Source organism: Arthrobacter sp. TE12232, assembly GCF_054062615.1.
Map to the genome: position 1 here is coordinate 36,555 of NZ_JBSSFK010000001.1, position 24,580 is coordinate 61,134.

General features: G+C 68.4%; 26 protein-coding genes. 11 read left to right on the forward strand and 15 right to left on the reverse strand.

From position 1 onward, the window contains the following. Nucleotides 1-6: 6 nt before the first annotated feature. Together ACVWZ7_RS00175 and pepN are read left to right on the forward strand one after the other, a co-directional pair. Nucleotides 7-1,017, forward strand: coding sequence for a YeiH family protein (locus ACVWZ7_RS00175; protein WP_456506523.1), 1,011 nt, complete (start codon nucleotides 7-9; stop codon nucleotides 1,015-1,017). A gap of 34 nt (nucleotides 1,018-1,051) precedes the next feature. Continuing rightward, the gene (gene pepN / locus ACVWZ7_RS00180) at nucleotides 1,052-3,679 is read left to right on the forward strand and encodes an aminopeptidase N (RefSeq protein WP_456506524.1); all 2,628 of its coding nucleotides are present in this window, start codon (nucleotides 1,052-1,054) and stop codon (nucleotides 3,677-3,679) included. A gap of 58 nt (nucleotides 3,680-3,737) precedes the next feature. Here pepN and ACVWZ7_RS00185 read toward each other — a convergent pair whose 3' ends face one another. The 5 genes from ACVWZ7_RS00185 to ACVWZ7_RS00205 form a co-directional block, all read right to left on the reverse strand. Then, nucleotides 3,738-4,838, reverse strand: a complete 1,101-nt coding sequence (locus tag ACVWZ7_RS00185) for a lipoate--protein ligase family protein (RefSeq protein WP_456506525.1) — start codon at nucleotides 4,836-4,838, stop codon at nucleotides 3,738-3,740. A gap of 158 nt (nucleotides 4,839-4,996) precedes the next feature. After that, nucleotides 4,997-5,254: a type B 50S ribosomal protein L31 gene (locus ACVWZ7_RS00190; protein WP_090956047.1), complete on the reverse strand. Its 258-nt coding sequence runs from the start codon at nucleotides 5,252-5,254 to the stop codon at nucleotides 4,997-4,999. A 134-nt stretch (nucleotides 5,255-5,388) separates the two neighbouring features. Beyond that, entirely contained in the window at nucleotides 5,389-6,198 is an 810-nt protein-coding gene (locus ACVWZ7_RS00195) for a TrmH family RNA methyltransferase (protein ID WP_456506526.1), read from the reverse strand. Nucleotides 6,199-6,227: 29 nt separating this feature from the next. Continuing rightward, nucleotides 6,228-7,013: a sulfite exporter TauE/SafE family protein gene (locus tag ACVWZ7_RS00200; RefSeq protein WP_116765713.1), complete on the reverse strand. Its 786-nt coding sequence runs from the start codon at nucleotides 7,011-7,013 to the stop codon at nucleotides 6,228-6,230. Between the two features lie 18 nt (nucleotides 7,014-7,031). Then, the gene (locus ACVWZ7_RS00205; RefSeq protein WP_116765714.1) at nucleotides 7,032-7,817 is read right to left on the reverse strand and encodes an ABC transporter ATP-binding protein; all 786 of its coding nucleotides are present in this window, start codon (nucleotides 7,815-7,817) and stop codon (nucleotides 7,032-7,034) included. A gap of 132 nt (nucleotides 7,818-7,949) precedes the next feature. Between ACVWZ7_RS00205 and serB the strand changes: the two genes are divergently transcribed. Beyond that, nucleotides 7,950-8,876, forward strand: a complete 927-nt coding sequence (serB, locus tag ACVWZ7_RS00210) for a phosphoserine phosphatase SerB (RefSeq protein WP_456506527.1) — start codon at nucleotides 7,950-7,952, stop codon at nucleotides 8,874-8,876. Nucleotides 8,877-8,973: 97 nt separating this feature from the next. On the opposite strand, the gene ACVWZ7_RS00215 is transcribed toward serB, so the two are convergent. From ACVWZ7_RS00215 to fabG, 3 genes are all read right to left on the reverse strand, one after another. Next, nucleotides 8,974-9,750: an SDR family oxidoreductase gene (locus tag ACVWZ7_RS00215; protein ID WP_456506528.1), complete on the reverse strand. Its 777-nt coding sequence runs from the start codon at nucleotides 9,748-9,750 to the stop codon at nucleotides 8,974-8,976. Between the two features lie 519 nt (nucleotides 9,751-10,269). Then, the gene (locus ACVWZ7_RS00220; protein WP_456506529.1) at nucleotides 10,270-10,689 is read right to left on the reverse strand and encodes an Hsp20/alpha crystallin family protein; all 420 of its coding nucleotides are present in this window, start codon (nucleotides 10,687-10,689) and stop codon (nucleotides 10,270-10,272) included. A gap of 246 nt (nucleotides 10,690-10,935) precedes the next feature. Further along, nucleotides 10,936-11,661, reverse strand: a complete 726-nt coding sequence (gene fabG, locus ACVWZ7_RS00225; RefSeq protein ID WP_116765718.1) for a 3-oxoacyl-ACP reductase FabG — start codon at nucleotides 11,659-11,661, stop codon at nucleotides 10,936-10,938. Nucleotides 11,662-11,811: 150 nt separating this feature from the next. Here fabG and ACVWZ7_RS00230 point away from each other — a divergent pair, with 150 nt between their 5' ends. Genes ACVWZ7_RS00230 through ACVWZ7_RS00245 form a run of 4 tightly spaced genes read left to right on the forward strand, consistent with a single transcriptional unit; the run spans nucleotide 11,812 to nucleotide 13,913 of the window. Then, nucleotides 11,812-12,270 (forward strand): DUF3099 domain-containing protein, encoded by a 459-nt coding sequence (locus tag ACVWZ7_RS00230; protein WP_344367727.1) that lies wholly within the window; start codon nucleotides 11,812-11,814, stop codon nucleotides 12,268-12,270. Then, nucleotides 12,267-12,554 (forward strand): hypothetical protein, encoded by a 288-nt coding sequence (locus ACVWZ7_RS00235; protein WP_344367728.1) that lies wholly within the window; start codon nucleotides 12,267-12,269, stop codon nucleotides 12,552-12,554. The genes ACVWZ7_RS00230 and ACVWZ7_RS00235 overlap by 4 nt, the downstream gene beginning before the upstream one ends. After that, nucleotides 12,555-13,433, forward strand: coding sequence for an SURF1 family cytochrome oxidase biogenesis protein (locus tag ACVWZ7_RS00240; protein WP_456506530.1), 879 nt, complete (start codon nucleotides 12,555-12,557; stop codon nucleotides 13,431-13,433). Nucleotides 13,434-13,436: 3 nt separating this feature from the next. Continuing rightward, nucleotides 13,437-13,913, forward strand: coding sequence for a YbaK/EbsC family protein (locus tag ACVWZ7_RS00245; protein WP_456506531.1), 477 nt, complete (start codon nucleotides 13,437-13,439; stop codon nucleotides 13,911-13,913). Nucleotides 13,914-13,917: 4 nt separating this feature from the next. On the opposite strand, the gene ACVWZ7_RS00250 is transcribed toward ACVWZ7_RS00245, so the two are convergent. After that, nucleotides 13,918-15,516, reverse strand: a complete 1,599-nt coding sequence (locus tag ACVWZ7_RS00250; protein WP_456506532.1) for an ABC-F family ATP-binding cassette domain-containing protein — start codon at nucleotides 15,514-15,516, stop codon at nucleotides 13,918-13,920. 328 nt (nucleotides 15,517-15,844) lie between these two features. On the opposite strand from ACVWZ7_RS00250, the gene ACVWZ7_RS00255 reads away from it, so the two are divergent. The 3 genes from ACVWZ7_RS00255 to ACVWZ7_RS00265 are packed head-to-tail and all read left to right on the forward strand — an operon-like array spanning nucleotide 15,845 to nucleotide 17,918. Continuing rightward, nucleotides 15,845-16,498, forward strand: coding sequence for a biotin transporter BioY (locus ACVWZ7_RS00255; RefSeq protein WP_456506533.1), 654 nt, complete (start codon nucleotides 15,845-15,847; stop codon nucleotides 16,496-16,498). After that, a complete protein-coding gene (locus ACVWZ7_RS00260) occupies nucleotides 16,495-17,280 on the forward strand; it encodes an energy-coupling factor ABC transporter ATP-binding protein (RefSeq protein ID WP_456506534.1) in 786 nt (261 codons plus the stop codon). Before ACVWZ7_RS00255 ends, ACVWZ7_RS00260 begins: the two co-directional genes overlap by 4 nt. Further along, nucleotides 17,277-17,918: an energy-coupling factor transporter transmembrane component T family protein gene (locus ACVWZ7_RS00265; protein ID WP_456506535.1), complete on the forward strand. Its 642-nt coding sequence runs from the start codon at nucleotides 17,277-17,279 to the stop codon at nucleotides 17,916-17,918. The genes ACVWZ7_RS00260 and ACVWZ7_RS00265 overlap by 4 nt, the downstream gene beginning before the upstream one ends. Nucleotides 17,919-18,434: 516 nt before the next feature. Here the strand turns inward: ACVWZ7_RS00265 and ACVWZ7_RS00270 are convergent. Together ACVWZ7_RS00270 and ACVWZ7_RS00275 are read right to left on the reverse strand one after the other, a co-directional pair. Further along, complete coding sequence (locus tag ACVWZ7_RS00270; RefSeq protein WP_456506536.1) at nucleotides 18,435-19,589, reverse strand: thiolase family protein; 1,155 nt, start codon at nucleotides 19,587-19,589, stop codon at nucleotides 18,435-18,437. A gap of 148 nt (nucleotides 19,590-19,737) precedes the next feature. Then, nucleotides 19,738-21,150, reverse strand: a complete 1,413-nt coding sequence (locus tag ACVWZ7_RS00275; protein WP_456506537.1) for a class I adenylate-forming enzyme family protein — start codon at nucleotides 21,148-21,150, stop codon at nucleotides 19,738-19,740. A 59-nt stretch (nucleotides 21,151-21,209) separates the two neighbouring features. On the opposite strand from ACVWZ7_RS00275, the gene ypfJ reads away from it, so the two are divergent. Beyond that, nucleotides 21,210-22,097, forward strand: a complete 888-nt coding sequence (ypfJ, locus tag ACVWZ7_RS00280) for a KPN_02809 family neutral zinc metallopeptidase (protein ID WP_456506538.1) — start codon at nucleotides 21,210-21,212, stop codon at nucleotides 22,095-22,097. 31 nt (nucleotides 22,098-22,128) lie between these two features. Here ypfJ and ACVWZ7_RS00285 read toward each other — a convergent pair whose 3' ends face one another. The 4 genes from ACVWZ7_RS00285 to ACVWZ7_RS00300 form a co-directional block, all read right to left on the reverse strand. Continuing rightward, on the reverse strand, nucleotides 22,129-22,761 hold the full coding sequence (locus ACVWZ7_RS00285; protein WP_456506539.1) for a hypothetical protein: 633 nt from the start codon (nucleotides 22,759-22,761) through the stop codon (nucleotides 22,129-22,131). A gap of 222 nt (nucleotides 22,762-22,983) precedes the next feature. Next, complete coding sequence (locus ACVWZ7_RS00290; RefSeq protein ID WP_018772973.1) at nucleotides 22,984-23,316, reverse strand: metal-sulfur cluster assembly factor; 333 nt, start codon at nucleotides 23,314-23,316, stop codon at nucleotides 22,984-22,986. A gap of 13 nt (nucleotides 23,317-23,329) precedes the next feature. Next, nucleotides 23,330-24,127, reverse strand: coding sequence for a Fe-S cluster assembly ATPase SufC (gene sufC / locus ACVWZ7_RS00295; RefSeq protein WP_091254077.1), 798 nt, complete (start codon nucleotides 24,125-24,127; stop codon nucleotides 23,330-23,332). 82 nt (nucleotides 24,128-24,209) lie between these two features. Beyond that, entirely contained in the window at nucleotides 24,210-24,569 is a 360-nt protein-coding gene (locus ACVWZ7_RS00300; RefSeq protein ID WP_091254076.1) for a non-heme iron oxygenase ferredoxin subunit, read from the reverse strand. Between the last annotated feature and the right edge of the window lie 11 nt (nucleotides 24,570-24,580).

The following is a 24,580-nucleotide window of genomic DNA, read 5'->3' on the forward strand; positions in this document are numbered from 1 at the left end:
AGGGGCGTGCCTTCCACCACTCCCGCATCCGCGGCCGCGCCAGGCCTGATCGGCGCCGCAGCGGCCGTTGCCGCCGCCGTCGCTGTCCATCAGCTGCTCCCCGCGCTCCCGGCGATGACCCTGGCCGTGCTTCTCGGGCTCCTGGCCGCCAACCTGCCGGGTGTGGCGGGCTGGACCGCCGGGCCGGCACGTCCCGGGCTGGACTTCGCCGGCAAGCACCTCATGCGCGCCGGAATCGTGGTGCTCGGCCTGAAGGTCAGCCTCGGCGACGTGCTGGGCCTGGGCTGGGCGGCGCTGCTGCTGATTGCGGCCGTGGTGGCGGCGGCTTTCGCGGGCACTTACGGGATCAGCAGGCTCTTCCGGCTTCCTCCGCGCGTATCGCTGCTGGTGGCTACGGGGTTCGCCATCTGCGGGGCGTCCGCGATCGGGGCGATGGCCGCCGTGCGCCGGATCCGGCAGGAGGAAACGGTGCTGCCGGTGGCGCTTGTGACCCTGTGCGGGACGCTGGCGATCGGGGTGCTGCCGCTGCTCGCGCGGCCACTGGGCCTCGGGCCGGAGACCTTCGGGGCGTGGACCGGCGCCTCAGTACACGACGTGGGACAGGTGGTCGCCACCGCCCAGACCGCGGGCACCGCCGCCCTGGCAGTCGCCGTCGTCGTCAAACTCACGCGGGTGATCCTGCTGGCACCGGTGGTGGCCGCCGCGGGTTTCCACCATCGTCTGGGCTCCGAAGCCGACGGCGCCAAGCGCCCGCCGGTGATCCCGCTGTTTGTTCTCGGATTCGTGGCCCTGGCGGCCCTCCGCACCACCGGCTGGCTCTCCCCCGCCGTCCTGGACGCGGCCGCCGCTGTCCAGGACGCGCTGCTGGGCATGGCGCTGTTCGGACTGGGCTCCGCGGTGCGGGTGGGCCAACTCCTCCACACCGGCGCCCGCGCGCTGCTGGCCGCGCTGGCGTCCTGGCTGCTGATCGCCCTGCTCGGGCTGGGCGCCGCGTTCCTGATGTTCCCGCCGACGTGATCCGGCACACAGGCTCCCGTGATTAGATAGCGGGGTGTCGAATCAGAATCTGAGCCGCGACGAAGCCGCGGCCCGCTCCGCCCTCATCACCACGCACAGCTACGACGTCTCCCTGGACGTCCGGCAGGCAGCGGACCCGGGTGTCGCCGGCTACCCGAGCCGCAGCGTCATCACGTTCTCGGCCACCGAACCCGGAGCGTCGACCTTCGTGGACTTCATCGCGGGCAGCGTGCACAGCGTCTTCCTCAACGGCAAGGGCCTGGCCGTGGCCGACGTCGTGGACGGCTCCCGCATCCGGCTCGACAACCTGCAGGCCGAGAACCAGGTCACCATCACCGGGACGGCCCTGTACAGCACCTCAGGCGAGGGCATGCACCGCTTCGTGGATCCCGCCGACGGGCAGTGCTACCTCTACACCCAGTACGAACCCGCTGACGCGCGCCGGGTGTTCGCGAACTTCGAGCAGCCCGACCTGAAGGCCGAGTTCACGTTCCATGTCATGGCCCCGTCGGACTGGCAGGTGTCCTCCAACGGTGCTGAGGTCCTGCGCACCCAGCTAACGTCCGACCCCGCCACGAGCCTCTGGGACTTCGCCCCCACCCAGCCGATGTCGACGTACATCACCACCGTCCTGGCCGGTCCGTACTTCAAGGCCGGGGACACCTGGAGCGGCAGGCTGGCCGACGGCACGGTCCTGGAGGTGCCGCTGGCGCTCTACTGCCGCGCGTCCATGGCCGCGTCCTTCGACGCCGGGGCGCTCTTCAGTCTCACCAAGAACGGGCTGAGCTTCTTCAACGAGCTCTTCGATTTCCCCTACCCGTGGGGCAAATACGAGCAGGCGTTCGTGCCTGAATACAACCTCGGCGCCATGGAGAACCCGGGACTCGTGACCTTCACGGAAAGCTACGTCTTCACCTCCCGGGCCGCCGACTCCCAGTACCAGGCCCGCGCCAATACCCTCCTGCACGAGATGGCACACATGTGGTTCGGCGACCTCGTCACAATGAAGTGGTGGGACGATCTGTGGCTCAAGGAATCCTTCGCGGACTACATGGGCACCTTGGGCGTGGACCGGACCACGGACTGGGACACGGCCTGGGTGAACTTCGCCAACAACCGCAAGGCCTGGGCCTACGTGCAGGACCAGCTCCCCACGACGCACCCGATCGTTGCCGACATCCCGGACCTCGAGGCCGCGAAGCAGAACTTCGACGGCATCACGTACGCCAAGGGCGCCTCTGTCCTGAAGCAGCTTGTCGCGTACGTCGGGTTCGAGGCGTTCATTGCCGGCTCACGCCAGTACTTCAAGGACCACGCCTACGGCAACACCACCCTGGCCGAGCTGCTGACCGCGCTGAGCTCGGCATCCGGCCGGGACCTCGCGGACTGGGCCCGGCAGTGGCTGCAGACCTCCGGCATTTCCACCCTCGCCAGCGAGATCGAGGAGCACGACGGCGTCCTGGGCACCGTGACGGTCCTCCAGGACGCGGAGGACCCGACGACGGGCCGGCAGGAGCCGCGGCCGCACCGGCTGCGGATCGGCCTCTACGACTTTGACGACGCCGGCGCCCTGGTCCGCTCGGACAGCGTCGAGACCGACGTCAGCGGCGACCGGACCGACGTCCCGGCACTGGCGGGTAAACCGCGGCCCGCCCTGCTGCTGGTCAACGACGACGACCTTAGCTACGCCAAGGTCCGGCTGGACCCGCCCTCCGAGACCACGGCGCGCAACTCCCTGGACAAGCTCAGCGATCCCATGGCACGGGCGCTGTGCTGGACGGCGCTGTGGGACTCGGCCCGTGACGCGGTCACGCCGGCCGCCCTCTACGTCGACGCCGTCCAGCGCTTCGGACCCGCCGAAACCGGGATCGGTGTGCTGCTGAATGTCCTGGGCAACGCCGCCACCGCGATCGAACGCTATGTCCCCGCGGCCGGCCGTGCCGCCGTCCGCCACGGCTTCCTGTCCCTCGCTGCGGACGAGCTCCAGCGGGCCGCGCCGGGCTCTGACCAGCAGCTGGCGTGGGCCCGCACGGTCGCCGCGGCCAGCCGCTTCGACAACAGCCGGCTGGACCTGCTCCGCGGCATCCTCGACTGCAGCACGGTCCTTGACGGCCTGTCCGTGGATGCGGAGCTCCGCTGGAACTTCTGGCATGCCCTTGCCGCCAACGGGGAAGCCACCGTTGCCCAGCTGGACGGGGAGCTTGCCCGGGACAACACCGCCGCCGGCAAGTCAGGGCACGCCACGGCCCTCGCGGCCCGCCCCGAGGAAGCCGTCAAGGAGGCCGCTTGGCAGGAAGCCGTGCACGGCACCTCGCTCTCCAACCAGCTGCTGAGCGCCACCATCGCCGGCTTCAACACTGCCCCGGCGCCGCTGCTGCGCGGATTCACTGACCGCTATTTCGACTGCCTGGTGGACGTGTGGGGCGGGCGCAGCATTGAAATCGCGAGCCGGATTGTCCGGGGGCTCTACCCGGCCGGGCAGGACCTGGACGGCAGCACCCCGGACACGCACTCCGTCATTGTCCGGACGGACCACTGGCTCGCCGGGCACCCGGAAGCACCGCGGGCGCTGCGCCGCATCATTATCGAACAGCGCAGCCACCTGCACCGTTCACTCACGGCGCAGGCCCTGGCGGCGAATCCCCGATCGACTGCTCCGTAACTGCCCTTTTGGCGGCTCTATAGGGCCGTTACGGAGCAACCGACGGGGGTGCAGGGGCTCAAGGCACCCGGTGGAGCCACTCCGCGGTGCCGAACTTGGTCTCGACGCGGCGGCCGGCCGCCTCGAGTTCGGCGTCGGTGAGTTCGGACGGCGTGGCGCCATAGCGTTCAGCGAAGACGTCCATCATGGCCGCGACGATCTCGGCGCGGGCCATGCCGGTCTGGCGGCGCAACGGATCCACCCGCTTTTTCGCGCTCCTGGTGCCCTTGTCCGACAGTTTCTCCTGCCCGATGCGCAGGACCTCGACCATCTTGTCGGCGTCGATGTCGTAGCTCATGGTGACGTGGTGCAGCATGCCGCCGTTGGCGAGCCGTTTCTGGGCCGCCCCGCCGATCTTGCCGTGCTCGGTGGCGATGTCATTGAGCGGCACGTAGAAGGCGCTGATGCCGACTTTCTCCAGCGCGGCCATGACCCAGGCGTCCAGGAAACTGTACGAGTCCGCGAAGCTGATGCCGTCCACGAGGGTCTGCGGGAGGTAGAGCGAGTAGGTGATGCAGTTCCCGGCCTCCATGAACATCGCCCCGCCGCCGCTGATCCGGCGGACCACGCTGATGCCGTGCCTGGCCACACCTGCGGGGTGGAGCTCATTGCGGACCGACTGGAAGCTGCCGATCACCACGGAGGGCTCCTCCCAGTCCCAGAACCGCAGGGTGGGATTGCGCCGCCCGGCCCCGACCTCCTCGGTCAGGACCTCATCCAGGGCAACGTTGACGTGGGTGGGCAGGACGGACGGGGCGATGATGTTCCAGTGGTGGTCCGCCCAGCCCGTGGCCTTCGCCAGGGCGCGGCGGACGGTGACCGCGACGGCGTCGGCAGAAAAGCCAAACAGCACGGCGTCTTCGGGCAGGGCCGCCGTCACGGCCGCCGCGATGTCGGCGGCGCCGGTGTCCAGGGCCAGCCCTGTGAGGGCCCGGTTGATCTCCGGCAGCGCCTCGTCCGGCTCCAGGAAAAAGTCACCGCTGAGCGAGACGTTCGTCAGCACGCCGTCCACGACGTCGAAATCGGCGACCACAAGCTTGCCGCCCGGGACCTTGTATTCGCCGTGGTGACGGCCGCCGTCGTCGTGCGCGGAACCGGAAGCATAGGGAAGGGTCGTCATGGCATTAATCCTGCCACGGCAATCCTGCCTGCGGCGCGACGGAAGCGGCGGCGGCCCGGGCGCCGCCAGCGGCGCGACGCACGGCGGTACGCGAGGGCAACGCAAAAAGCCCGCACCGTTGCCGGTGCGGGCTTCCTACAAGACCTTGGGGAAGAAAGTTACTTCTTGCCGCCGAAGCCCTTGAAGCGAGCGTTGAAGCGCTCGACGCGGCCTGCGGAGTCCATGATGCGCTGCTTGCCCGTGTAGAACGGGTGGGACTCGGAGGAGATTTCGACGTCGATGACCGGGTAGGTGTTGCCGTCTTCCCACTCGATGGTCTTGGAAGAAGACACGGTGGACTTGGTCAGGAACTTGACGCCGGAAGCCAGGTCGTTGAAAACAACAGCTTCGTACTTCGGGTGGGTATCAGACTTCATAATTGGACCTTTGTTCGCACAACTGGATTTTGCCAGCTGCCAGGTATGAATGGGATGGCCGGCGGAAAGCACCGGACGGCCAGCTATCAATCATAGCGGAAAGCGGACGGAGTGACGAACGCCGTTTGCGCACGTCAGCCCTTCGGGCGGAGCTCCCAGAACGCGACCGCCGACGCCGCCGCGACGTTGAGTGAATCGACGCCCGGGCGCATCGGGATCTTCACGGCGAGGTCGACGGCGGCCAGGGTGCCTTCGCTCATGCCCGCCCCCTCCGTGCCCAGCACCAGCGCCAGCCGCTCGGGGCGCCGGGCCGCGAGTTTGTCCAGGTCCACGGCGTCATCCGTGAGCTCCATGGCGGCCACGGTGAAACCCTGCTCCCGGAGCGCGGCCAATCCTCCCGCCCAGTCTTCCAGCCGCGCCCACGGCACCTGGAACACCGTGCCCATGCTGACCCGCACGCTGCGCCGGTACAGCGGATCCCCGCAGCGCGGTGACACCAGGACGGCGTCCACGCCCAGGGCAGCGGCGGAGCGGAAGATCGCCCCCACGTTGGTGTGGTCCACGATGTCTTCCAGCACGGCCACCCGGCGGGCTCCCGCGAGCAGTTCCGCCAGGGGCACCGGGGCAGGCCGGTGCATGGCGGCCATGGCGCCGCGGTGCAGGTGGAAGCCGGTGATTTCCTCCAGGAGCGCGGCCGGGCCGACATAGGCCGGGACGTCCGGGTACTGCGCAAAGACATCCGCCAGGTCCTCGGCCCATTTCTCGGCCAGGAAGAAGGACCGCGGCCGGTGCCCCGCCGCCAGGGCCCGGCGCAGGACGCGGGAAGACTCCGCGATGTACAGGCCCTCGGCGGGTTCGCGGACCTTGCGCAGGTGCACGTCCGTGAGTTGGGTGTAGTCCGAAACCCGCGGGTCGTCGGCGGAGTCAAGATAGTAAAAAGTCACGGGCAGGTCATTTCAGCAGGTTCGTGTAGTTATTTGAAAAGGTTGGCGATCATGAATCCCAGCGCCACCAGGCCCAGGACGAAGATGACCCCGCGCAGGACCACCGGGGAAAGCCTGCGCCCCACCTTGGAGCCAATCACCCCGCCGATCAGGGAGCTCACGGCGATCAGGCCGACCACTCCCCAGCTGATCCGGTCGAAGGCGAACAACAGGTAGGAGCAGGCGGCGACGACGTTCACGCCCAGGACCAGGATGTTCTTCATCGCGTTGGCGTTCTGGATGGTCCCGGTCATGAACACGCCCAGGATGCCGACCAGCAGGATGCCCTGCGCCGCGACGAAGTAGCCGCCATAGACGCCGGCCAGGTACACCAGCACCACCAGCAGCACACCGTGGCGGCGGTCCCGGATCGCGTGCTCGGGATTTTCTTCCCGGTTCTTCACCCACCGCTGGAGCCGCGGCTGGAAGGCCACCATCAGCAGGGCCAGCACGATCAGGACAGGGGCGGCGTAGTAGAAGACCTTCTCGGGCAGGTGCAGCAGCAGGTAGGCGCCGGTCACGGCGCCCAGCAGTGAGGCCGGCAGGAGCCGGAGTAACTGCTTGCCCCGGCCTGTCAGCTCCCTCCGGTAGCCCCAGGCGCCGGCGGCATTGCCGGCCACAAGTCCCATGGCGTTGCTGATGGACGCGGTGACGGGAGGGTAGCCCAGGGCGATCAGCACCGGGAAGGTGACCAGCGTGCCGGAGCCGACGACGCTGTTGATGGTGCCCGCCCACAGCCCGGCGAAGAAAATGAAGACGCTATTGAGGAGCTCCACGCGCGGTCAGCGGCCCCGTCAGCGGCTGGCGGTGGCGGTGTACCGGCCGGCGGTGACGGTGACGTCCAGCGGCAGGCCGAACGTCGCGCTCAGGTTTTCGGCCGTGAGGACCTCGGGCAGCGGGCCGGAAGCCACCACACCGCCGTCGCGCAGGAGCATGGCGTGGGTGAAGCCCGGCGGCACTTCCTCGAGGTGGTGCGTGACCAGGACAATCGCCGGGGCCGACTCATCGCGGGCGAGTTCGCTCAGGCGCCGGACGAGGTCCTCGCGGCCGCCGAGGTCCAGCCCGGCGGCGGGCTCGTCGAGGAGCAGGAGTTCAGGGTCGGTCATGAGGGCTCGGGCGATCTGGACGCGCTTGCGCTCCCCCTCGGAGAGCGAGGCGAAGGGACGGTTGAGCAGCGGGCCCATGCCCCACTCGTTCAGCAGCCCGAAGGCGCGCCGTTCGTCGTCCTTCTCGTAGCCTTCGCGCCAGCGGCCGGTCACGCCGTACGCGGCCGTGACCACGACATTGAGGACCTTTTCTTGTTCCGGGATCTGGCTGGCCAGCGCGGCGGAGGACAGTCCGATCCGGGGCCGGAGTTCAAAGACGTCGACGGCGCCCAGCACTTCCTCCAGGATGCCCGCCGTGCCGGACGTGGGGTGGATCCGCGCCCCTGCCAGCTGAAGAAGAGTGGTCTTGCCGGCGCCGTTGGGTCCCAGGATCACCCAGCGTTCGCCTTCCTTGACCTGCCAGTCGACCTTGTCCAGGAGGGTCTTAGCCCCACGTACAACGCTCACGCCGGCCATTTCAAGAACTTCACTCATAGGAGTAGACACTAGGACAAAAAAGCGGACGACTGATAACCGGCGCCGCGGGCTGCCGTGGGGCGTCACGCGGCGGGGGCCGGTGCGCAACGAATTCGGGCCGTCCGGCGCCCGCTCGCTAGGATTGAAGCCATGAGTTCGAACGTGACCGCAGTCAGCTACGGCCTGAAACTGTCCCTTCCCGACATCGAGCGCCTGCGGTCGCTTCTCACGGCCGCGGGGCTGAGCGTCGACGCCGAAACCCGCACCGGCGACGGCCGCTTCGAGGTGTATGCGGCGGACTGCGCACTGGATTCCCTCGATGCAGAGCCCGGAAACGCCGAAGCCTCCCTCCGGGCGTCGCTGCTGGAGGGTCCGCGCCGCACGCTGGCGGCCTCAGGCATCGACGGCGTGGACACGGCCCTGGTTCCCGCGGAACTGCGCAACGCGCCTCGCAAGTTCCTGATCATGGACGTGGACTCCACGCTCATTCAGCAGGAAGTGATCGAGCTCCTGGCCGCTTATGCCGGCAAGCGCGAGGAAGTGACCGCGGTGACCGAGGCGGCCATGCGCGGCGAGCTGGACTTCGCCCAGAGCCTGCACGCCCGGGTGGCGGTGCTCGCCGGGCTGCCTGCCGACGTCGTCGAAAAGGTCCGCGCCGAGGTCAAGCTGACCGACGGGGCCGCCGAGCTCGTGGCGGCGTTCCAGACCGCCGGCCACGCCGTGGCCGTGGTCTCCGGCGGGTTCAACCAGATCCTCCGGCCGATCGCCGAGGACCTGGGCCTGCACTACTGGATTGCCAACGAACTCGAGATCGTCGACGGTGCGCTGAGCGGCAAGGTGATCGGCGACGTCGTCGACCGCGCCGCCAAGGAGAAGTACCTGCGCGAGTGGGCGGCGGCCGAAGGCATCCCCATGGAGCACACGATTGCCGTGGGCGACGGCGCCAACGACCTCGACATGCTCGGCGCCGCAGGAATCGGCATCGCGTTCAATGCGAAGCCGGCCGTCCGTGCGGCCGCAGATGCCGCCGTGAACCTTCCCTACCTCGACGCCGTGCGGTACATCTCGGGGGTCTGACGCTGTTCCGTTGCGTTAACTGCGGGATGGCACGTCGCGGCAATGTTTTGGGGGAAACATTGCCGCGACGTGCCATCGCGGCCGCGGGCCTGAGGTCCTAGTGGGAACCTTTGTCGGCCGACTTGGCTGCGGTCTTATCGAAATAATCGGCGCCGCCGACGTATTCGGTGTGACCGGTCTCGACGTCGGCCGTGGCCATCTTGGCGACCTCGGCGCCGAACTCCGTGACCGAGTACAGCTTGCCGGCCTCGGCACGGCGGGCCTCGATGGCGCCGGGATTGGAGCGGTCAAGCAGGGTGGCCGTGACGGTGCCCTCGATCATGTCGCCGGAAACAACCACAAGTGAGATGCCCTTGTCGGCCAGGTCCGGGACGAGTTCGCGCAGGGCGTTCTCGCCCGCGCGCTTGCTGCGCGCGACGGGCTCGTACTCGGGCATCGTGGGCACCGTGTCGATGAAGTGGGCCTGGTGGCTGGTCACGAAGACCACGCGGGAGCCTTCCGGCATGAGGGGCGCAGCAGCGTTGAGCATGTTCACCTGCGCGTCACGGTTCAGCTTCAGGGCGTAGTCCTCTTCCATACCGGTCTCCATGCCGCCGGAGGCATTGAGGACCAGGAGGTCGAGCGAGCCGAAGTTCTCCATGGCGGCGCTGGCCAGGGCCTGGACGCCTTCCTGGGTGGTGAGGTCAGCCCCGACCGCCACCGCGCGGCCGCCGGCGGCCTCGATCTCGGCGACAACCTTGTTGGCGCGCGGCGCCTTCTGACGGTAGTTCACAACCACGGCAGCACCCTCGGCAGCGAGGAACTTGGCGACTTCGGCGCCGATTCCGCGCGACGAACCGGTCACGATCGCAGTCTTATTCTCCAGCAGTCCCATACAAGCTCCTTTGTTCCAAACGTCCAAACACTTTGGGTCTGCAATCCATCATGCCAGCGGTCTTCGCCTTTTCAGTTGTTCAGCCTCCACAAAGAAGCCCCGGCGGCGTAGTTTCCGGGAGCATGGCGTGTCCCCTGTTTCTCCCCTGCACCTCCCCTGCGCGGGACATGCTCTCCGTGTGGGCTCTGGCCTGGACATGTGGCCCATATGTCCAGTGCCGGGGGTCAGGACTGGACATGTCCCCCCGGTTGGGGACGCGGGCGGCCCAGCCGTATCGACGCATCAAGGTTCAAGTCAGTGGTCAGCCCGTCCCCCGGCGTCTGGATGCACCACCTGGAGCGTCGCTCGGAAGATGACCTCGACGCCGAGGTCGCGGGCTGGCTCCAGCGGGCCCGCGACGAGGCCCGCTGACGCCGCGGCGGCAGCTGCCGCCAGCCTCATCGCACGGCCAGTAAAGGGTCAAACCGCAGAGGATCAGCGAGTGCAGGATCAGCGAGTACCGTCTCGACCAGCGCCGTATCAGCTGCGGTCGATCCGGATCTTTTTTGTGGTTTCGACGGGCGCCACCTCGGGCGCCGGCGCGCGCACCTCCAGGACGCCGTCCTTGTAGGTGGCCGTGACGTCTTCTTCCTTCGCCCCTGCAGGCAACGCAATGCTTCGTGTGGCCGAGCCGTAACGGAATTCCGAGCGGTAACCGGTCTTGCTCTTTTGCTCGGACTTTTCCTCCCGCTCCACCGAGATGTTCAGCATGCCCTCGCTGACCGAGACGTCGACGTCCGTGTCGGGATCGATGCCGGGCACTTCGGCCCGAACCACCAGGGTGTTGCCCTCCTGGAACTGTTCGATCTTGATGCTGGGCGCCAGCGTCAAGTCTCCGTCAAGGAAGCGGCGGACGGGTTCCAGCATGTCCGAGGGCGTCCATTTGCTCAGATCACTCATGATTTTCCTCCTGCGTCCACGCCCCTGCCGCGGCAGGTCAGGGGCTGTGAGCCCATTACACGCTCCCGGGCCGGCACTGCCAAGGGCAAAAAGGCCCGGCGTCGAGGAGTCGGGCGGGCGTCCCGGGGATGGAGGCGGCGGGCGGCAGATGGCAGCGGACGACGGCGGATACCGCCGTCGTCCGCTATGGCCGCCGCGCCCGGCACGGCCGGTGCGCGCGAGGCGGCCGTGCGCCGCCGTCGGGATCTAGTGGCCCATGCCGAGGCCGCCGTCGACCGGAATGATCGCGCCGGAGATGTAGGAGGCCTCGTCGCTGGCGATCCAGCGAACGACGTTGGCGACCTCGGAGGCCTCGGCGAAGCGCCCGGCGGGAACCTTGGTCAGGTAGTCCTTCTGGGTAGCCTCGGGCAACTCGGCCGTCATGTCGGTGTTGATGAAGCCCGGCGCCACCACGTTCGCGGTGATGCCGCGGCCGCCAAGCTCGCGGGTGAGCGAACGGGCGATGCCCACGAGGCCGGCCTTGGAGGCCGAATAGTTGATCTGGCCCGGCGCGCCGTACATGCCGGAGACCGAGGAGATCAGGACCACGCGGCCCTTGCGCGCCCGGATCATGCCCTTGGACGCGCGCTTGATGACGCGGAAGGCGCCCGTGAGGTTGGTGTCGAGCACGGAGGTGAAGTCGTCTTCGCTCATGCGCATCAGGAGCGTGTCCTTGGTGATGCCGGCGTTGGCAACGAGTACCTCGACGGGGCCGTGGGCGGCTTCGACAGCGGCGAACGCGGCGTCAACCGAGGCTTCGTCCGTGACGTCTGCCTTGACGCCGAGAATGCCCTCGGGCAGGGGCGATTCGCTGCGGAAGGTCACTGCGACCTTGTCGCCGTTGGCCAGGAAGGACTCGGCGATGGCCAGGCCGATCCCCCGGTTTCCGCCGGTGATCAGAACGCTGCGGCCGGTGGTGGGTGTTTCAGACATGCGGGGCTCCGGAATTCTGCGGCAGGGAAGGCCGCGCTGGGGGCTGGATTTTTCCTGCCTCCGATCTTAGCGTCCGGTTCGCATCCGTTTGGGCGGCTCCGCCGATGGTGAGAGAATCGGAGTAAGCCTTGGGAGCGTGATCTAACAGCCGTGACACTCAAAAACCGACCCGGTGTTCCTGTGCCCGGGAGGCCGGACGCCGAGTCCGGCGGCACTGAGGTGCACAGCATTACCGACGCCGCTGCCGCGCACTCGGACGAGATGCGCCAGCGGATGATCAAATACGCGATCGCCATGGGGATCCGCATGGTCTGCCTGATCCTCATTTTCGTCGTGGACGGCTGGTTCAAGCTCCTTCCCGTCCTGGGGGCCGTGTTCCTGCCGTGGGTTGCGGTGGTGATCGCCAACGGCAGCGACAAGGCGGAGATCCACAGCGATTCCCTCTTGGACTATGTGCCGCAGGTCGAGCTGGACGCCCCGGCTTTCACAGACCCGGGCCAGGCGTCCGCCTCGGATGGCGCCGGGGATGACGCCGCCGTGACGCTGCTGCAAGGCGAACTGATCGATGATGAGAACGACGACGACACCCACGGACGGGCAGCTTCATGAACCTCTTTGACCTGGCCGGGAACGGCGGCGGCACCGCCGCGGCCCCCGGCACCGTCTGCTCGCGGAAGGCCTGCCGCACGCCGGCGGAATGGCAGCTCCTGTGGAACAACCCCAAGATCCACACCCCGGAGCGGCGCAAGATCTGGCTGGCGTGCGGTGAACACCGCTCCTGGCTTGAGGACTATCTCCAGACCCGCGGGCTGTGGAAAGAGACACTGGCCCTCGAAGCGACCGCGTCCTTCGACAAGACTGCCCCCCTGGACCCGTCAGGCAGGATCGGCTGAATGTACCGCTTTCTCTTCTCCAGCAAGTGGCTGGGGTACTTGCTGCTCGCCGCGGTCTTCGCCGCAGCCTGCGTGGGTCTTGGCCGGTGGCAGATGGACCGCCGCGCCGAGACACTGGCTGAAATCAACCGGGTGGTCTCCAATTACTCCGCCACACCGGTGCCCTTCTCCGCCGTCCGGGACCAGTTCAGCCGGCTCGATCCGGAGCGCGAGTGGACCCAGGTGGAACTCAAGGGCAGCTACGACGCCGCTGGCCAGCGAGTCGTCCGCAACCGGCCGCTGAACGGCCAGCCCGGGTACGAGGTCGTGGTGCCGCTGAGGCTCGAGTCCGGCGAAACTGTGGTGATTGACCGGGGCTGGCTGCCGATCGGGAACAACACGCCGGGCCGGCCCGACTCTGTGCCCGTGCCGCCGCAGGGACCGGTGACGGTGGTTGCCCGCCTCAAGGCCGGCGAACCCGAGCTCCAGCGCGGGGCCCCTGACGGCCAGCTGGCCTCGATCGACCTCCCGACTTATTCCACGCAACTGGGATATCCGCTGCTCAGGGGCGCCTACGGACAACTTGCCTCGGAGTCCCCCTCGGTGCAGGCCATGCCCTTCCCGTTCCCCAAACCGTCCACCGATGAAGGAACCCACCTCTCCTACTCCCTGCAGTGGTTCGCTTTTGGTGTGCTGATGTTCGTCGGATTCGGCTATGCCGCCCGGCAGCAGGCCCGCAACGCCGCGATTGACGCGGAGGACGCGGAAGCTGAGGCCGCCAACGGCGGATTCCTCCACTCCAGCGGCCCGGTGGCCCGGCGTCGTCCTGTCCCCCGCAAGCGGAAGAACGCGACCGCGGAGGAAGAGGAAGACGCGATTCTGGACGCGCAGGGCTACTGAGACGTGGGCGCCTTGATTCCGGAGCCGGTGGCCCGGGTGAAGCACGCGCTGACCTCACTGGGCGCCGAGGACACCGTCACGGTGTTTGAGTCGAAAGTCCCGACGGCGGCCGCTGCCGCGAACGCCCTGGGCTGCGACGTCGCGGCCATCACGAACAGCCTCGTGTTCGACCTCGACGGCACGCCGTTGCTGATCCTGGCCAGCGGCGCCGCCCGGGTCGATGTCCGCAAGGTCGCCGCACAATTGGGGGCCGGGAAAATCCGGCGGGCCTCCCCCGAATTCGTCCTGGAACACACCGGTCAGGAAGTGGGCGGTGTGGCTCCCGTGGGGCATCCGGAGAAGATCCGGACGCTGTTGGACCAGTCGCTGGCGGCACACCCCGTGCTCTGGGCAGGGGCAGGCGACCACAACTCGATGTTCTCGATCAGCTACGAACAACTCCGCCGGATCACGGGCGCCGTGGAGATGCCCGTCCGTTAGGGGTTTACGCCAGCGTGATCAGGTCCAGGTAGTCTTCGTTCCAGTGGTCCTCGATGCCGTCGGGAAGCAGGACGACGCGCTCCGGGTTGAGCGCCTCGACGGCGCCCTCATCGTGGCTCACCAGCACGACGGCGCCGGTGTAGTTGCGCAGGGCGCCGAGGATTTCGGAGCGGCTGGCGGGGTCCAGGTTGTTGGTGGGCTCGTCGAGGAGCAGCACATTCGCGCTCGATGCCACAATGGTGGCCAGGGCCAGACGGGTCTTTTCGCCGCCGGAGAGGACACCGGCGGGCTTGTCGACGTCATCCCCGGAGAACAGGAATGAGCCCAGGATGCCGCGGACTTCGGAATCGTTCATGTCCGGGGCGGAAGAACGCATGTTCTGCAGGACGGTGCGGTCGACGTCGAGCGTCTCGTGCTCCTGGGCGTAGTAGCCCACCTTCAGGCCGTGGCCGGGGATCACTTCGCCGGTGTCCGGTTTGTCGACGCCGGCGAGCATGCGCAGCAGCGTGGTCTTGCCGGCACCGTTGAGGCCCAGGATGACCACCTTGGAGCCGCGGTCGATCGCGAGGTCGACGTCGGTGAAGATTTCCAGCGAGCCGTAGGACTTGCTCAGGCCGTCCGCGGTCAGCGGGGTCTTGCCGCAGGGCGAGGGGTCCGGGAAGCGCAGGGCTGCCACGCGGTCGTTTTCGCGGACCGCTTCGAGCCCGCCGAGGAGACGTTCGGCGCGCTTGGCCATGTTCTGCGCCGCGACGGCCTTGGTGGCCTTGGCCCGCATCTTGTTCGCCTGGTCCATGAGGACCTGGGCCTTCTTCTCCGCGTTGGCGCGTTCCCGCTTGCGGGCGCGCTCGTCGGTTTCGCGCTGGGTGAGGTAGCGCTTCCAGTCCATGTTGTAGAAATCGATCTGGGCGCGGTTGGCGTCCAGCAGGAAGACCTTGTTTACCGTCGCTTCGAGCAGTTCGGTGTCGTGGCTGATGACGATCAGGCCGCCCTGGTGGTTCTTGAGGAACTCACGGAGCCAGGAGATGGAATCGGCGTCGAGGTGGTTGGTGGGCTCATCGAGGAGCATGGTCTCGGCGTCCGAGTAGAGGATGCGCGCGAGCTCCACACGGCGTCGCTGCCCGCCGGACAGGGTCTTCAGCGGCTGGTTCAGCAGGCGGTCCGGCAGGGCGAGGTTCGAGCAGATCGCCGCGGCCTCGGCTTCCGCCGCGTAGCCGCCGGCGGCCAGGAATTCGGATTCCAGCCGGTCGTAGCGGTTCATCGCCTTGCGCTGGACTGCTGCGTCCTCGCTGGCCATCTCTTCGTGCGCCACGCGGAGCTTGCCGACGGCGACGTCCAGGCCGCGGACGGACAGGATCCGGTCCCGTGCGAGCTGCTCCATGTCCGGGGTGCGCGGATCCTGCGGCAGGTAGCCGATTTCGCCGCTGCGGGTCACCTTGCCGGCGGCCGGCAGGCCTTCGCCCGCGAGCACCCGCGTCAGTGTGGTCTTGCCTGCACCGTTACGGCCGACCAGGCCGATCTTGTCTCCCTTGTCGATCCGGAAGCTCACCTGGTCCATGAGGAGGCGGGCGCCGGCGCGAAGTTCGAGATCCTGGACGGTAATCAATGCAGCTAAGGCCTTTCACAACAGGGAATGCCGCGGCACATCGGGTGGAGTCTGGGCGGGGCCGGGGCAGGTCGGCCGAGAGCACGGCCTCTACAAGTCTACCGGCCCCGCCCGGGCTCCGTGACATGGGCACCGGCGGCCGCAGCCGGCCGCCCCGCGTGCCGCGGACGGCATTCGTTGGCGGCGCCCTCCAGCATCCGGGCCGCCGCTTAGTGGGGCACCTACAAAAAACCCGGACGGCCGCGGCCGTACAGTCGAAATCACCATTCCGTTGTGCGCCGCATCGACGCCATGCACCGCACCGCACCGCACCTTCGACAGGAACACCATGACGCAGACCGACCACCCCGCCACAGCCAAGACCGGGCTCTCGCGCCGCCGTAGCCGCTGGAACGCCACCGACCTCGGCCTGATCGCCGTGTTCGCCGCCCTAGTGGCAGGTTCCGCGCTGATCGCCGCCATTCCCGTTGGCGGACTCGGCGTGCCCATCACGCTGCAGACTCTTGCCGTCATGCTCACGGGGCTGGCGCTCGGCCCGGGGCGCGCCTTCGCTGCCCTGGGACTCTACCTGCTGCTGGGATTCGCCGGCCTGCCGATCTTCAGCGGCGGGCGCAGCGGGCTGGGCGTCCTCGCCGGCCCCTCCGCCGGCTACATCATCGGTTTCCTGCTGGCCGCCACGGCGGTTGGCTGGCTGACCGTCGTCGTGCTCGCTCGCACCGCCACCCGGACCGGCAAACTCCGCGCCGCGCTCCTGTTCGCCGCCGCCATGGTGAGCAGCATCGTCTTCATCCACGGCCTGGGCATCCTGGGCATGATGGTCAACGCCAAGCTGGACTTCTCCAAGGCCTTCCTGGCCGACCTCGTGTTTTACCCCGGCGACATCATCAAAAACGTCCTGGCCGTGAGCATTGCCGTGGCCCTGCACAAGGCCTTCCCGGATCTGCTGCTCCGCCGCGTCCGGACGGCAGACGCCCGCCCGTGAGCACCATCGTCCTGGACCGGGTCTCGGTGCGGGTGTCCGTTGACGGCCGCACCGATCCCAAGACGCTGCTCCAGGAGCTTTCCCTCACATTCACGGAACGGCGCATTGGGATTATCGGGGCGAACGGCTCGGGCAAGTCCACCCTCCTGAGGCTCCTCAACGGGCTCGTTGCACCCAGCGACGGCACGGTGGGAGTCGACGGCGCCGATACCGTCCGCGCCGTGCGGGAGGTCCGCCGCCGTGTGGGCTTTGTCTTCACCGATCCGCTTTCCCAGCTGGTCATGCCCACCGGGCGCGAGGACGTGGAGCTGTCCCTGCGGCGCTCCATCCGCAACACCACGGAGCGCCGCGCCCACGCGGAGACAGTCCTGGACCGGTTCGGGCTCCTGCGCCTCGCGGACCAGAGCATCTACGAACTCTCCGGCGGCGAACGCCAACTCCTGGCCCTGGCCGCCGTCCTGGCCGTCGACCCTGAGGTGCTGGTCCTGGACGAGCCGTCCACGCTATTGGACTTGCGCAACCGCGAATTGCTGCGGCGCACGCTGTCCGGGCTCCGCCAGCAGGTCATCCTGTCCACCCACGACCTCGAGCTCGCCCAGGACATGGACCGGGTCCTTGTGGTGGATGCCGGGAGGGTGGTGTTCGACGGCGGTCCGGCCGAGGCCGTCCGGCACTACCACGCCCTGAGTGCTGCGGGCCTGCCTCCCGAGGGCCTGCCTGGGACCGGTGCCGGGGGCGCCGGGCTGGCCGGGCTTCAGCAGGGCGGGCTGGAGCGGCCGTGAGCGGCCACGGCTTCCTTTTGGCAACCTACTCGCCAGGCACTTCCCTGATCCACCGGGCGCCGCTTTGGCTGAAGTTCCTGCTGGTTGTCGGGTGCGGAATGGCGTCCTTCCTGATCTCCGACTGGGCGGTGTCCGCCGTCGCGCTGGCGCTGCTGTGCGGGCTGTTCCTGCTCAGCGGCGCGGGCCCCGCCCGGCTGTTCCGCGCGGTGCGCCCGGTCCTGCCGGTCCTGCTGGCGATCGGCGTCTTCCAGTGGTGGCAGCTGGGCGCACCCACCGCCGCGCGGATCGTGCTGAACGTTCTGGTCTGTGTTGTGGCGGCCTCGATCCTCACCGCCACTACCCCGGTGCAGGCGCTCCTCGACGGCGTCGCATCCCTGGCCCGGCCGTTCCGGCGCTTCGGTGCGGACCCTGAGCGCTTCGCCCTGACGATTGCCATCATGCTCCGCAGCATCCCGTTCGTTGCCGAGGCCTACCTGAACGTCCGCGACTCCGCCCGGGCCCGCGGACTCGACCGCAACCCCCGCGCTTTGGTGCTCCCAGTGTTCATCACCACCGTGGCCTTCGCCCGGCAGACCGGCGAAGCGCTGGCCGCGCGTGGCCTGGGCGAGCCCGAGGACCCGGAGGACCCGGAGGACTAGTCCCCTGACGGTTGCCCCGGGGCGCTCTCCCGGACCCAGTTCCACTGGACATGTCCTCCCCGGGCCGCGGGCAATGGACATAGAGCCACAGTGTCCACCCTTCAAACCGAGGAATGGACATGTCCCGCCCGCGGTGCCCGAGCGGCCCACACCCGGAGCCCACACCCGCTGGACATGCCCTCCCCCGGCAGCGGGCAATGGACATAGAGCCACAGTGTCCACCCTTCAAGCCGAGGAATGGGCGTGTCCCGCCCGTGGTGCCCGAGCGGCCCACACCCGGAACCCATACCCGCTGGACATGTCCTCCCCGGGCCGCGGGCACTGGACATAGAGCCATAGTGTTCACCCTTCAAGCCGAGGAATGGGCATGTCCCGTCCGCGGTGCCCGAGCGGCCCACACCCGGAACCCATACCCGCTGGACATGTCCTCCGTTGTCCGCAGCCACGGGACATTAGCCCCGCATGTCCACCGGCCGCGGCGAAGAATGGGCATGTCCCCCGGGTGGCCCGGGAGGGTCAGCCCAGGCTGCAGTACCCGAGCAGCGCGGCCGTGCCCATGCCGCCGGCGATGCTGATCATGGCCAAGGCGAGCTGGCCGGGCTCCCGGGACCTGCGGGCCTGTGCCAGCAGCCTGGTCACCAGCACCGCGCCCGAAGCTCCGTAGGCGTGCCCGAGAGCCAGGGCGCCGCCGTCGAGGTTCGCGCGCTCCGGATCGATCCCCAACTGATCCAGGCACGCGAGCGTCTGGGAGGCGAATGCCTCGTTGAATTCGACCAGGCCCAGGTCTTTAGACGTGAGGCCGTGGGCGGCCAGGAGCCGCCCGGCCGCCGCGGCCGCCCCGATGCCTAGCAGGTGCGGCGCCACCCCGGCAGTCTCGGTTGCCAGCACCAGGAGCCCGTCGGGGGCGCCCAGCTGCCGGGCCCGTTCCACGGAGGTAATGATGACAGCGGCCGCGCCGTCCGCGTCGAAGCAGGAGTTCCCGGCCGTGACCGTGCCGCCGGCAGCGAACACGGGCGGGAAGCGGGCCATCAGGGCCGGGCCAAGGGTGGGCCTCGGACCGTCGTCGGCTGCCACGGCGGCCCCTGACTGCGCGGCGACCGGCACGAGTTCGCCGTCGAACCGCCCGGCGGCGGCGGCCGCCAGGGCACGGCGGTGGCTGCTAAGCGCGAAAGCGTCCTGGCGGTCCCGGCTGATGCCGTAGCAGGCGGCAACGTTCTCGGCCGCCACCCCCATGTCCGGGTCGCCGAGGCTGAGCGGGGCGAACTGGGCCCTGCTGTAGTAGTCCGCGCTGCCGTCCTCGTTGCGGTGCGCCCGGAGCGGGGCCGTGCTGATGCTTTCCACGCCGCCGGCGAGGTAGACGCCGCTGCCGCCCGCGGCGACGAGCCGGGAGGCCAGCACGATGGCGTCCAGCCCGGAGCCGCACTGCCGGTCCACCGTGACGCCGGGCACCGTGACGGGCAGGCCGGCCTCCAGTGCGGCGAGCCGGGCCACGTTCCCGCCGCCGCCCACGGCGTTGCCGATCACGACGTCGGTGACGGAGTCCGGGGTGAGGCCCGCACCGGCGTCGGAGAGAAGGGTGCGCAGCACCGGGGCCAGGAGCTCGTGGGAGCGCAGTTTCTTCAAAGTGCCGTTGGCCCGGCAGAGCGGCGTCCGCCGTGCGGCGATGATCACCGGCTGCCGGTCCTCCGGCAACAGCCCCGGGAAGGACGGCGCGCCTGAAGCACGCCCGCCGGAAGCCGGGCCGCCTCCCAAAGGGCCGCCTCCCAACGGACCGTCTCCCAAGGGACCGTCTCCCAACGGCCGGGGCTCCGTGCTCGGCTCAGCCAAGGCGCCGGATCCGGGGATCGTTCCGGACCACCCAGTCGAGCAGCAGCTGCCGGCTGATCTTGCCCCGGTCGGTCAGGGGCAGCTCGGCCAGCGCGAAGTATTCGAGGGGGCGCTTGTTGCGTGCCAGCACGTCCTCAATGCCCGCCTTCAGCTGGGTGGCGGTGACCGCCCCGTGTGAGGGCACCACGGCGGCCACCACACGCTGGCCCCGAAGGTCGTCGGCCATGCCGGCCGCCACGGCCGCCGCGACGCCCGGGACGGACGCCAGCGCCATTTCGACTTCGTGCGGGTAGACGTTCGTGCCGGCGGTGATGATCATGTCCGAGCGGCGGCCCAGCATGTGCAGGGTCCCGCCGGAGATATATCCCTGGTCCCCGACGGTGTACCAGCCGTCGAAACACCGCAGGGCGTGGCCGTCGTCGCCCCACAGGTAGCCGTTGCTGACCATGCCGCTGCGGACGCAGATGTTGCCGTCACCGCCGTCCGGGAGTTCGGCCCCCCGGTCGTCCAGGATGCGGATATCGACGCCGGGAAAGGGTTTCCCGATCCCGGTGCCGCCCTGCTCCACGGCCTCGCCCGGGCGCAGGCCGGCGCCCGAAACGAAGCTGAGCTCGGAGGCGCCGTAGTACTCGAAGATGGTGGCGTTGGGTGCCCAGCGCCTCGCTGCTTCCAGCGTCCGGGCGTCCAGCTTGGAGCCGGCGCAGACGATGCTGCGGATGCCGGAGGCGTCGACCCCGCCGGCCAGGCCGCGCTCGCTAAGCAGCCGGAGCATGGTGGGGACCAGGACCAGCCGGGTGATGCCGTCGTGGCTGACGGCCGCGTGGGCGGCGCCGACGTCGAAGTGCTCAAGCGTGTGGAACTCCGCACCGGCGTAGAGGCATTCGGCGAGGGCGTAGAGGTTCAGGCTCGCCGCGAGCGGGCCGGGGGCCAGGGTCTTGTCGTCACGGGTCAGGCCGAAGAATTCAATGGACGCGTCGAACGACTCCTGCCAGGACCGCCGGGAGCGGGTAAACGCCTTAGGCACCGAGGTGGTCCCGGAGGTCAGACCAATCAGGAACGAGGTGACCGGCGACCCGTCAACCAGCTCGGCTCCCAGTCCAGCGCCGGACTCATCCCCCGGAACCGGTGTCCGCACGATGCGGGCGGTAATCGCGTCCTGCAGCTGCTGCGGCCAGACCGGGTCCAGCACGGCGCACTGGCGCTGACCGGCGACGGCAGCGGCGAACGCGACGGCGAAGCGGGTTGAGTTGAGTTCCGACAACACGGTGATGGCCGGCGCCGCGGGGACCCGCGCCGCGGCCTGGTCCCGCAGACCGGACCAGCTGAGGTGCGTCCCGGCCACGACGACGGCAGTTTCGTCGGGACGGTCATCGGCCCAGCGCTGGAGTCTGTCGAGAAAAGGCATCGCACCAACTTTACCGTTGCCGGCCGCCGCCGCCCCTTTGTGCGGGATATTGTGACTCCATGAGCTTCAATGACAACGCCCCGCTGGATCCCTCACAGGTCCAGGATCGACGAGGGATGGGCCGCGGCCCCATGATCGGCGGCGGGATCGGCGGTGGCATCATCCTGCTGCTGGCCGCACTGTTCGGCATCAACCCCCAGCTTCTCGAGGGACTGGCCGGCACCACCCAGGACCCCCAGTCGCAGAGTCAGGGCTCTGCGCCCGCCTGCCAGACCGGGGCCGACGCCGACGCCCGCCTCGACTGCAGGATCACGGGCACCGTCAACAGCTTGAACGCCTTCTGGCCGGCCTATCTGGCCCAGTACAACACCAAATACCCGCGTCCCAAGGCCGTGATCTTCACCGGCGGGACCAACACCGGCTGCGGCGCCGCGACCACCGAGGTAGGACCGTTCTACTGCCCCGTCGACACCACGGCGTACTTCGATCCCGGCTTCTTCCAGGAACTCGTGGACCGGTTCGGCTCCTCCGGCGGGCCGCTGGCACAGGAATATGTGGTTGCCCACGAGTTCGGGCACCACGTCCAGAACCTGCTCGGCAACCTCGACCGCGCGCAACAGGATCCGCAGGGTCCCGCTTCCGGGGGTGTCCGGGTGGAGCTCCAGGCCGACTGCTACGCAGGGCTGTGGGCACACTATGCAACTACTCAGCCGGACCCCAAGACCGGCCAGCCGTATCTCGAACCGCTCACGGACAAGGATCTTCAGGATGCCTTGTCGGCCGCCTCGGCCGTGGGTGACGACCGCATCCAGAAAGCCGCCACAGGCCGCGTCTCACCCGAAGCGTGGACCCACGGGTCCAGTGCACAGCGGCAGAAGTGGTTCTATCAGGGCTACACGACCGGGGACATCAACAAGTGCGAAACCTTTGCGGTGGCAACACCCTGACCCCTAAGGCTGGACCTCACCGGCCCGGAGCTCACTGGCCCCGCGTTCGCCGGGCCGGGATCTCAACGTAGCTCAGGAATCCAGCGTGGCCCACGTGCCGGTGCTTCGGATGCCATACCGGCCGGTAAAGATGCCCGAAAGGGTCGGTCACCCGGACCGTGTCCAGCTGCTCGTTCCCGGCCAGGAGGCGGTCGACGTCGGCCAGTTCGTTGCGCCGCGTCGACAGCCCGTCGATTTCCAGGCCCCAGAGCCCCAGCTCAGCGTCCGTCCCGCGTTCCAGCTGCAGCGTCTCAAACAGTCCGGCCACGAGCTCGGTCAGCCCGACGGCGTCCGCTCGCTGCAGCCGGTGCTTTTCGGGGTGCACCTCGCGGGCGTCGGCCAGCGCCTGCCGCAGCCAGTGGAATTCCACGGGTCCCAGGGGCGGCCCCAACTTCAGGTGGCGGTTCTGGTCCAGCTCGAGCCGGTAGGAGGTGGCGTTGCGGTCGATGATGCACGGGGCCTCGCCGACATACTCGAGGTCCGCCAGCAGGTCTTCCCTGGAACGGTAGTAGTCGAACTCGCCGCTGTCCTCGACGACGACAAAGTCCCCGGCGGCGCCGGACGGCCCCGGCGCCGCGCCGGCCGCGCCGCCCGTTTCCGGCCACGGTGGTGGTGTGGCATCCATTCCGGTTCGCCTCCTGTTGACACTATGCCCGGTCCGCGGCCAGTGTGCCGCGGCGGACTCGTTGCCTTCATCAGATCACCGACCGGGCCGAAAGGGAACGCGCAGGCTTAAATGACGCCGGCCCCGCCTCACTGAGGCGGGGCCGGCGTCATCGTAATCAGGGGCCTCCGCCGCCGGGGGCTCCCTGGCCGAGCGAAGCGAGGCTAGGCAGGCGGTGGTGTCCTAGATGTTGAAGCCCAGGGCGCGCATCTGGTCCCGTCCGTCTTCGGTGATCCGTTCCGGGCCCCACGGCGGCATCCAAACCCAGTTGAGGCGCCAGTCGTCGACGATCCCGTCCAGGGCCTTGCCGACCTGCTCTTCGATGACATCGGTGAGCGGGCAGGCGGCCGTGGTGAGCGTCATGTCGATCAGGAGGGCGCCGTCGTCGTCTGAGTACTTCAGGCCGTAGAGCAGGCCCAGATCAACGATGTTGACCCCGAGTTCCGGGTCAATCACATCCTTGAGTGCCTCTTCGACGTCCTCGAGGCCCGTGCGGGCCACATTGAGTTCAGTCATGGTGAAGTCCTAACTAGGCCTGTGCTGCAGCGTCTGCGGCAGCGATCGTGGCTGCTCCGGCGCCCGTGGCGTAGCGGTCGTAGCCTTCTTCTTCAAGGCGGTCGGCGAGCTCCGGGCCGCCCTCTTCGACAACCTGGCCGTCAACGAACACGTGCACGAAGTCCGGCTTGATGTAGCGCAGGATCCGGGTGTAGTGCGTGATGAGCAGGGTGCCCATGTTGCCTTCCGCGTGGGCGCGGTTGACGCCCTCGGAGACAACCTTCAGTGCGTCGACGTCGAGGCCGGAGTCGGTCTCGTCGAGGATCGCGAACTTCGGCTTGAACAGTTCGAGCTGCAGGATCTCGACGCGCTTCTTCTCGCCGCCGGAGAAGCCCTCGTTGACGTTGCGCTGGGTGAAGTCGGCGTCGATGCGCAGCTGCGCCATGGCAGCCTTGACGTCCTTCGTCCAGGTGCGGAGCTTCGGGGCCTCGCCGTCGATGGCGGTCTTGGCGGTGCGCAGGAAGTTCGTCATGCTCACGCCGGGAACCTCGACGGGGTACTGCATGGCCAGGAACAGACCGGCCCGGGCGCGCTCGTCAACGCTCATCGCGAGGACGTCTTCGCCGTCGAGCGTGATGGTACCCGAGGTGACGTTGTAGCGCGGGTGGCCGGCGATGGTGGACGCCAGGGTGGACTTGCCGGAACCGTTCGGACCCATGATGGCGTGCGTTTCGCCGGTCCGGATGGTCAGGCTGACGCCCTTCAGGATTTCCTTGGTGCCCTGCTCGGTGTCAATGCTGACGTGCAGGTCCTTGATCTCAAGAGTAGACATGTGCCTTGTTCTCCTCTGCACGGTGCCCTCCGGCACTGTGCGTTTTCTTGTCGATAAGTTGTGGTGCGCTAGCTGCCGGAGGCTAGCTGAAGTTCGGGGCCTCGGCACCGTTCAGGACGTTGGTGAAGTCCACATAGACCTCGTCATCCAGGACGGTCACGGCAAAGACGGGAACAGGATCGTAGGCCGGCAGCTGGAGCGGCTCACCGCTGCGCAGGTCGAACTGGGAACCGTGGCCCCAGCACTCGATCTTGCAGCCTTCCACCTCACCTTCGGAAAGGGAGATGTCCGCGTGCGAGCAGGTGTCGCCGATGGCGTGGATCTCGCCCATCGAGTCCTTCACGATGGCAACGGGGTAGTCGTCGATCAGGATCCGCAGTGCCTGCTTGACCTGGATCTCGCTGGCGTTGCAGACAAGCTCGCCCTTTGGCTGTTCAGTCATTGATCTTCCCT

Coding starts and splice junctions, on each gene's coding strand:
- ACVWZ7_RS00215 (WP_456506528.1), bottom strand. CDS start 9,750: ATGGGACTGCTGGAGAATAAGACTGCGATCGTGACCGGTTCGTCGCGC.
- ACVWZ7_RS00185 (WP_456506525.1), bottom strand. CDS start 4,838: ATGACGACCCTTCCCTATGCTTCCGGTTCCGCGCACGACGACGGCGGC.
- ACVWZ7_RS00220 (WP_456506529.1), bottom strand. CDS start 10,689: ATGAGTGATCTGAGCAAATGGACGCCCTCGGACATGCTGGAACCCGTC.
- sufC (WP_091254077.1), bottom strand. CDS start 24,127: ATGTCTACTCTTGAGATCAAGGACCTGCACGTCAGCATTGACACCGAG.
- ACVWZ7_RS00290 (WP_018772973.1), bottom strand. CDS start 23,316: ATGACTGAACTCAATGTGGCCCGCACGGGCCTCGAGGACGTCGAAGAG.
- ACVWZ7_RS00190 (WP_090956047.1), bottom strand. CDS start 5,254: ATGAAGTCTGATACCCACCCGAAGTACGAAGCTGTTGTTTTCAACGAC.
- fabG (WP_116765718.1), bottom strand. CDS start 11,661: ATGTCTGAAACACCCACCACCGGCCGCAGCGTTCTGATCACCGGCGGA.
- ACVWZ7_RS00255 (WP_456506533.1), top strand. CDS start 15,845: ATGACGCAGACCGACCACCCCGCCACAGCCAAGACCGGGCTCTCGCGC.
- serB (WP_456506527.1), top strand. CDS start 7,950: ATGAGTTCGAACGTGACCGCAGTCAGCTACGGCCTGAAACTGTCCCTT.
- ACVWZ7_RS00285 (WP_456506539.1), bottom strand. CDS start 22,761: ATGGATGCCACACCACCACCGTGGCCGGAAACGGGCGGCGCGGCCGGC.
- ACVWZ7_RS00275 (WP_456506537.1), bottom strand. CDS start 21,150: ATGCCTTTTCTCGACAGACTCCAGCGCTGGGCCGATGACCGTCCCGAC.
- ypfJ (WP_456506538.1), top strand. CDS start 21,210: ATGAGCTTCAATGACAACGCCCCGCTGGATCCCTCACAGGTCCAGGAT.
- ACVWZ7_RS00300 (WP_091254076.1), bottom strand. CDS start 24,569: ATGACTGAACAGCCAAAGGGCGAGCTTGTCTGCAACGCCAGCGAGATC.
- ACVWZ7_RS00240 (WP_456506530.1), top strand. CDS start 12,555: ATGTACCGCTTTCTCTTCTCCAGCAAGTGGCTGGGGTACTTGCTGCTC.
- ACVWZ7_RS00235 (WP_344367728.1), top strand. CDS start 12,267: ATGAACCTCTTTGACCTGGCCGGGAACGGCGGCGGCACCGCCGCGGCC.
- ACVWZ7_RS00205 (WP_116765714.1), bottom strand. CDS start 7,817: ATGAGTGAAGTTCTTGAAATGGCCGGCGTGAGCGTTGTACGTGGGGCT.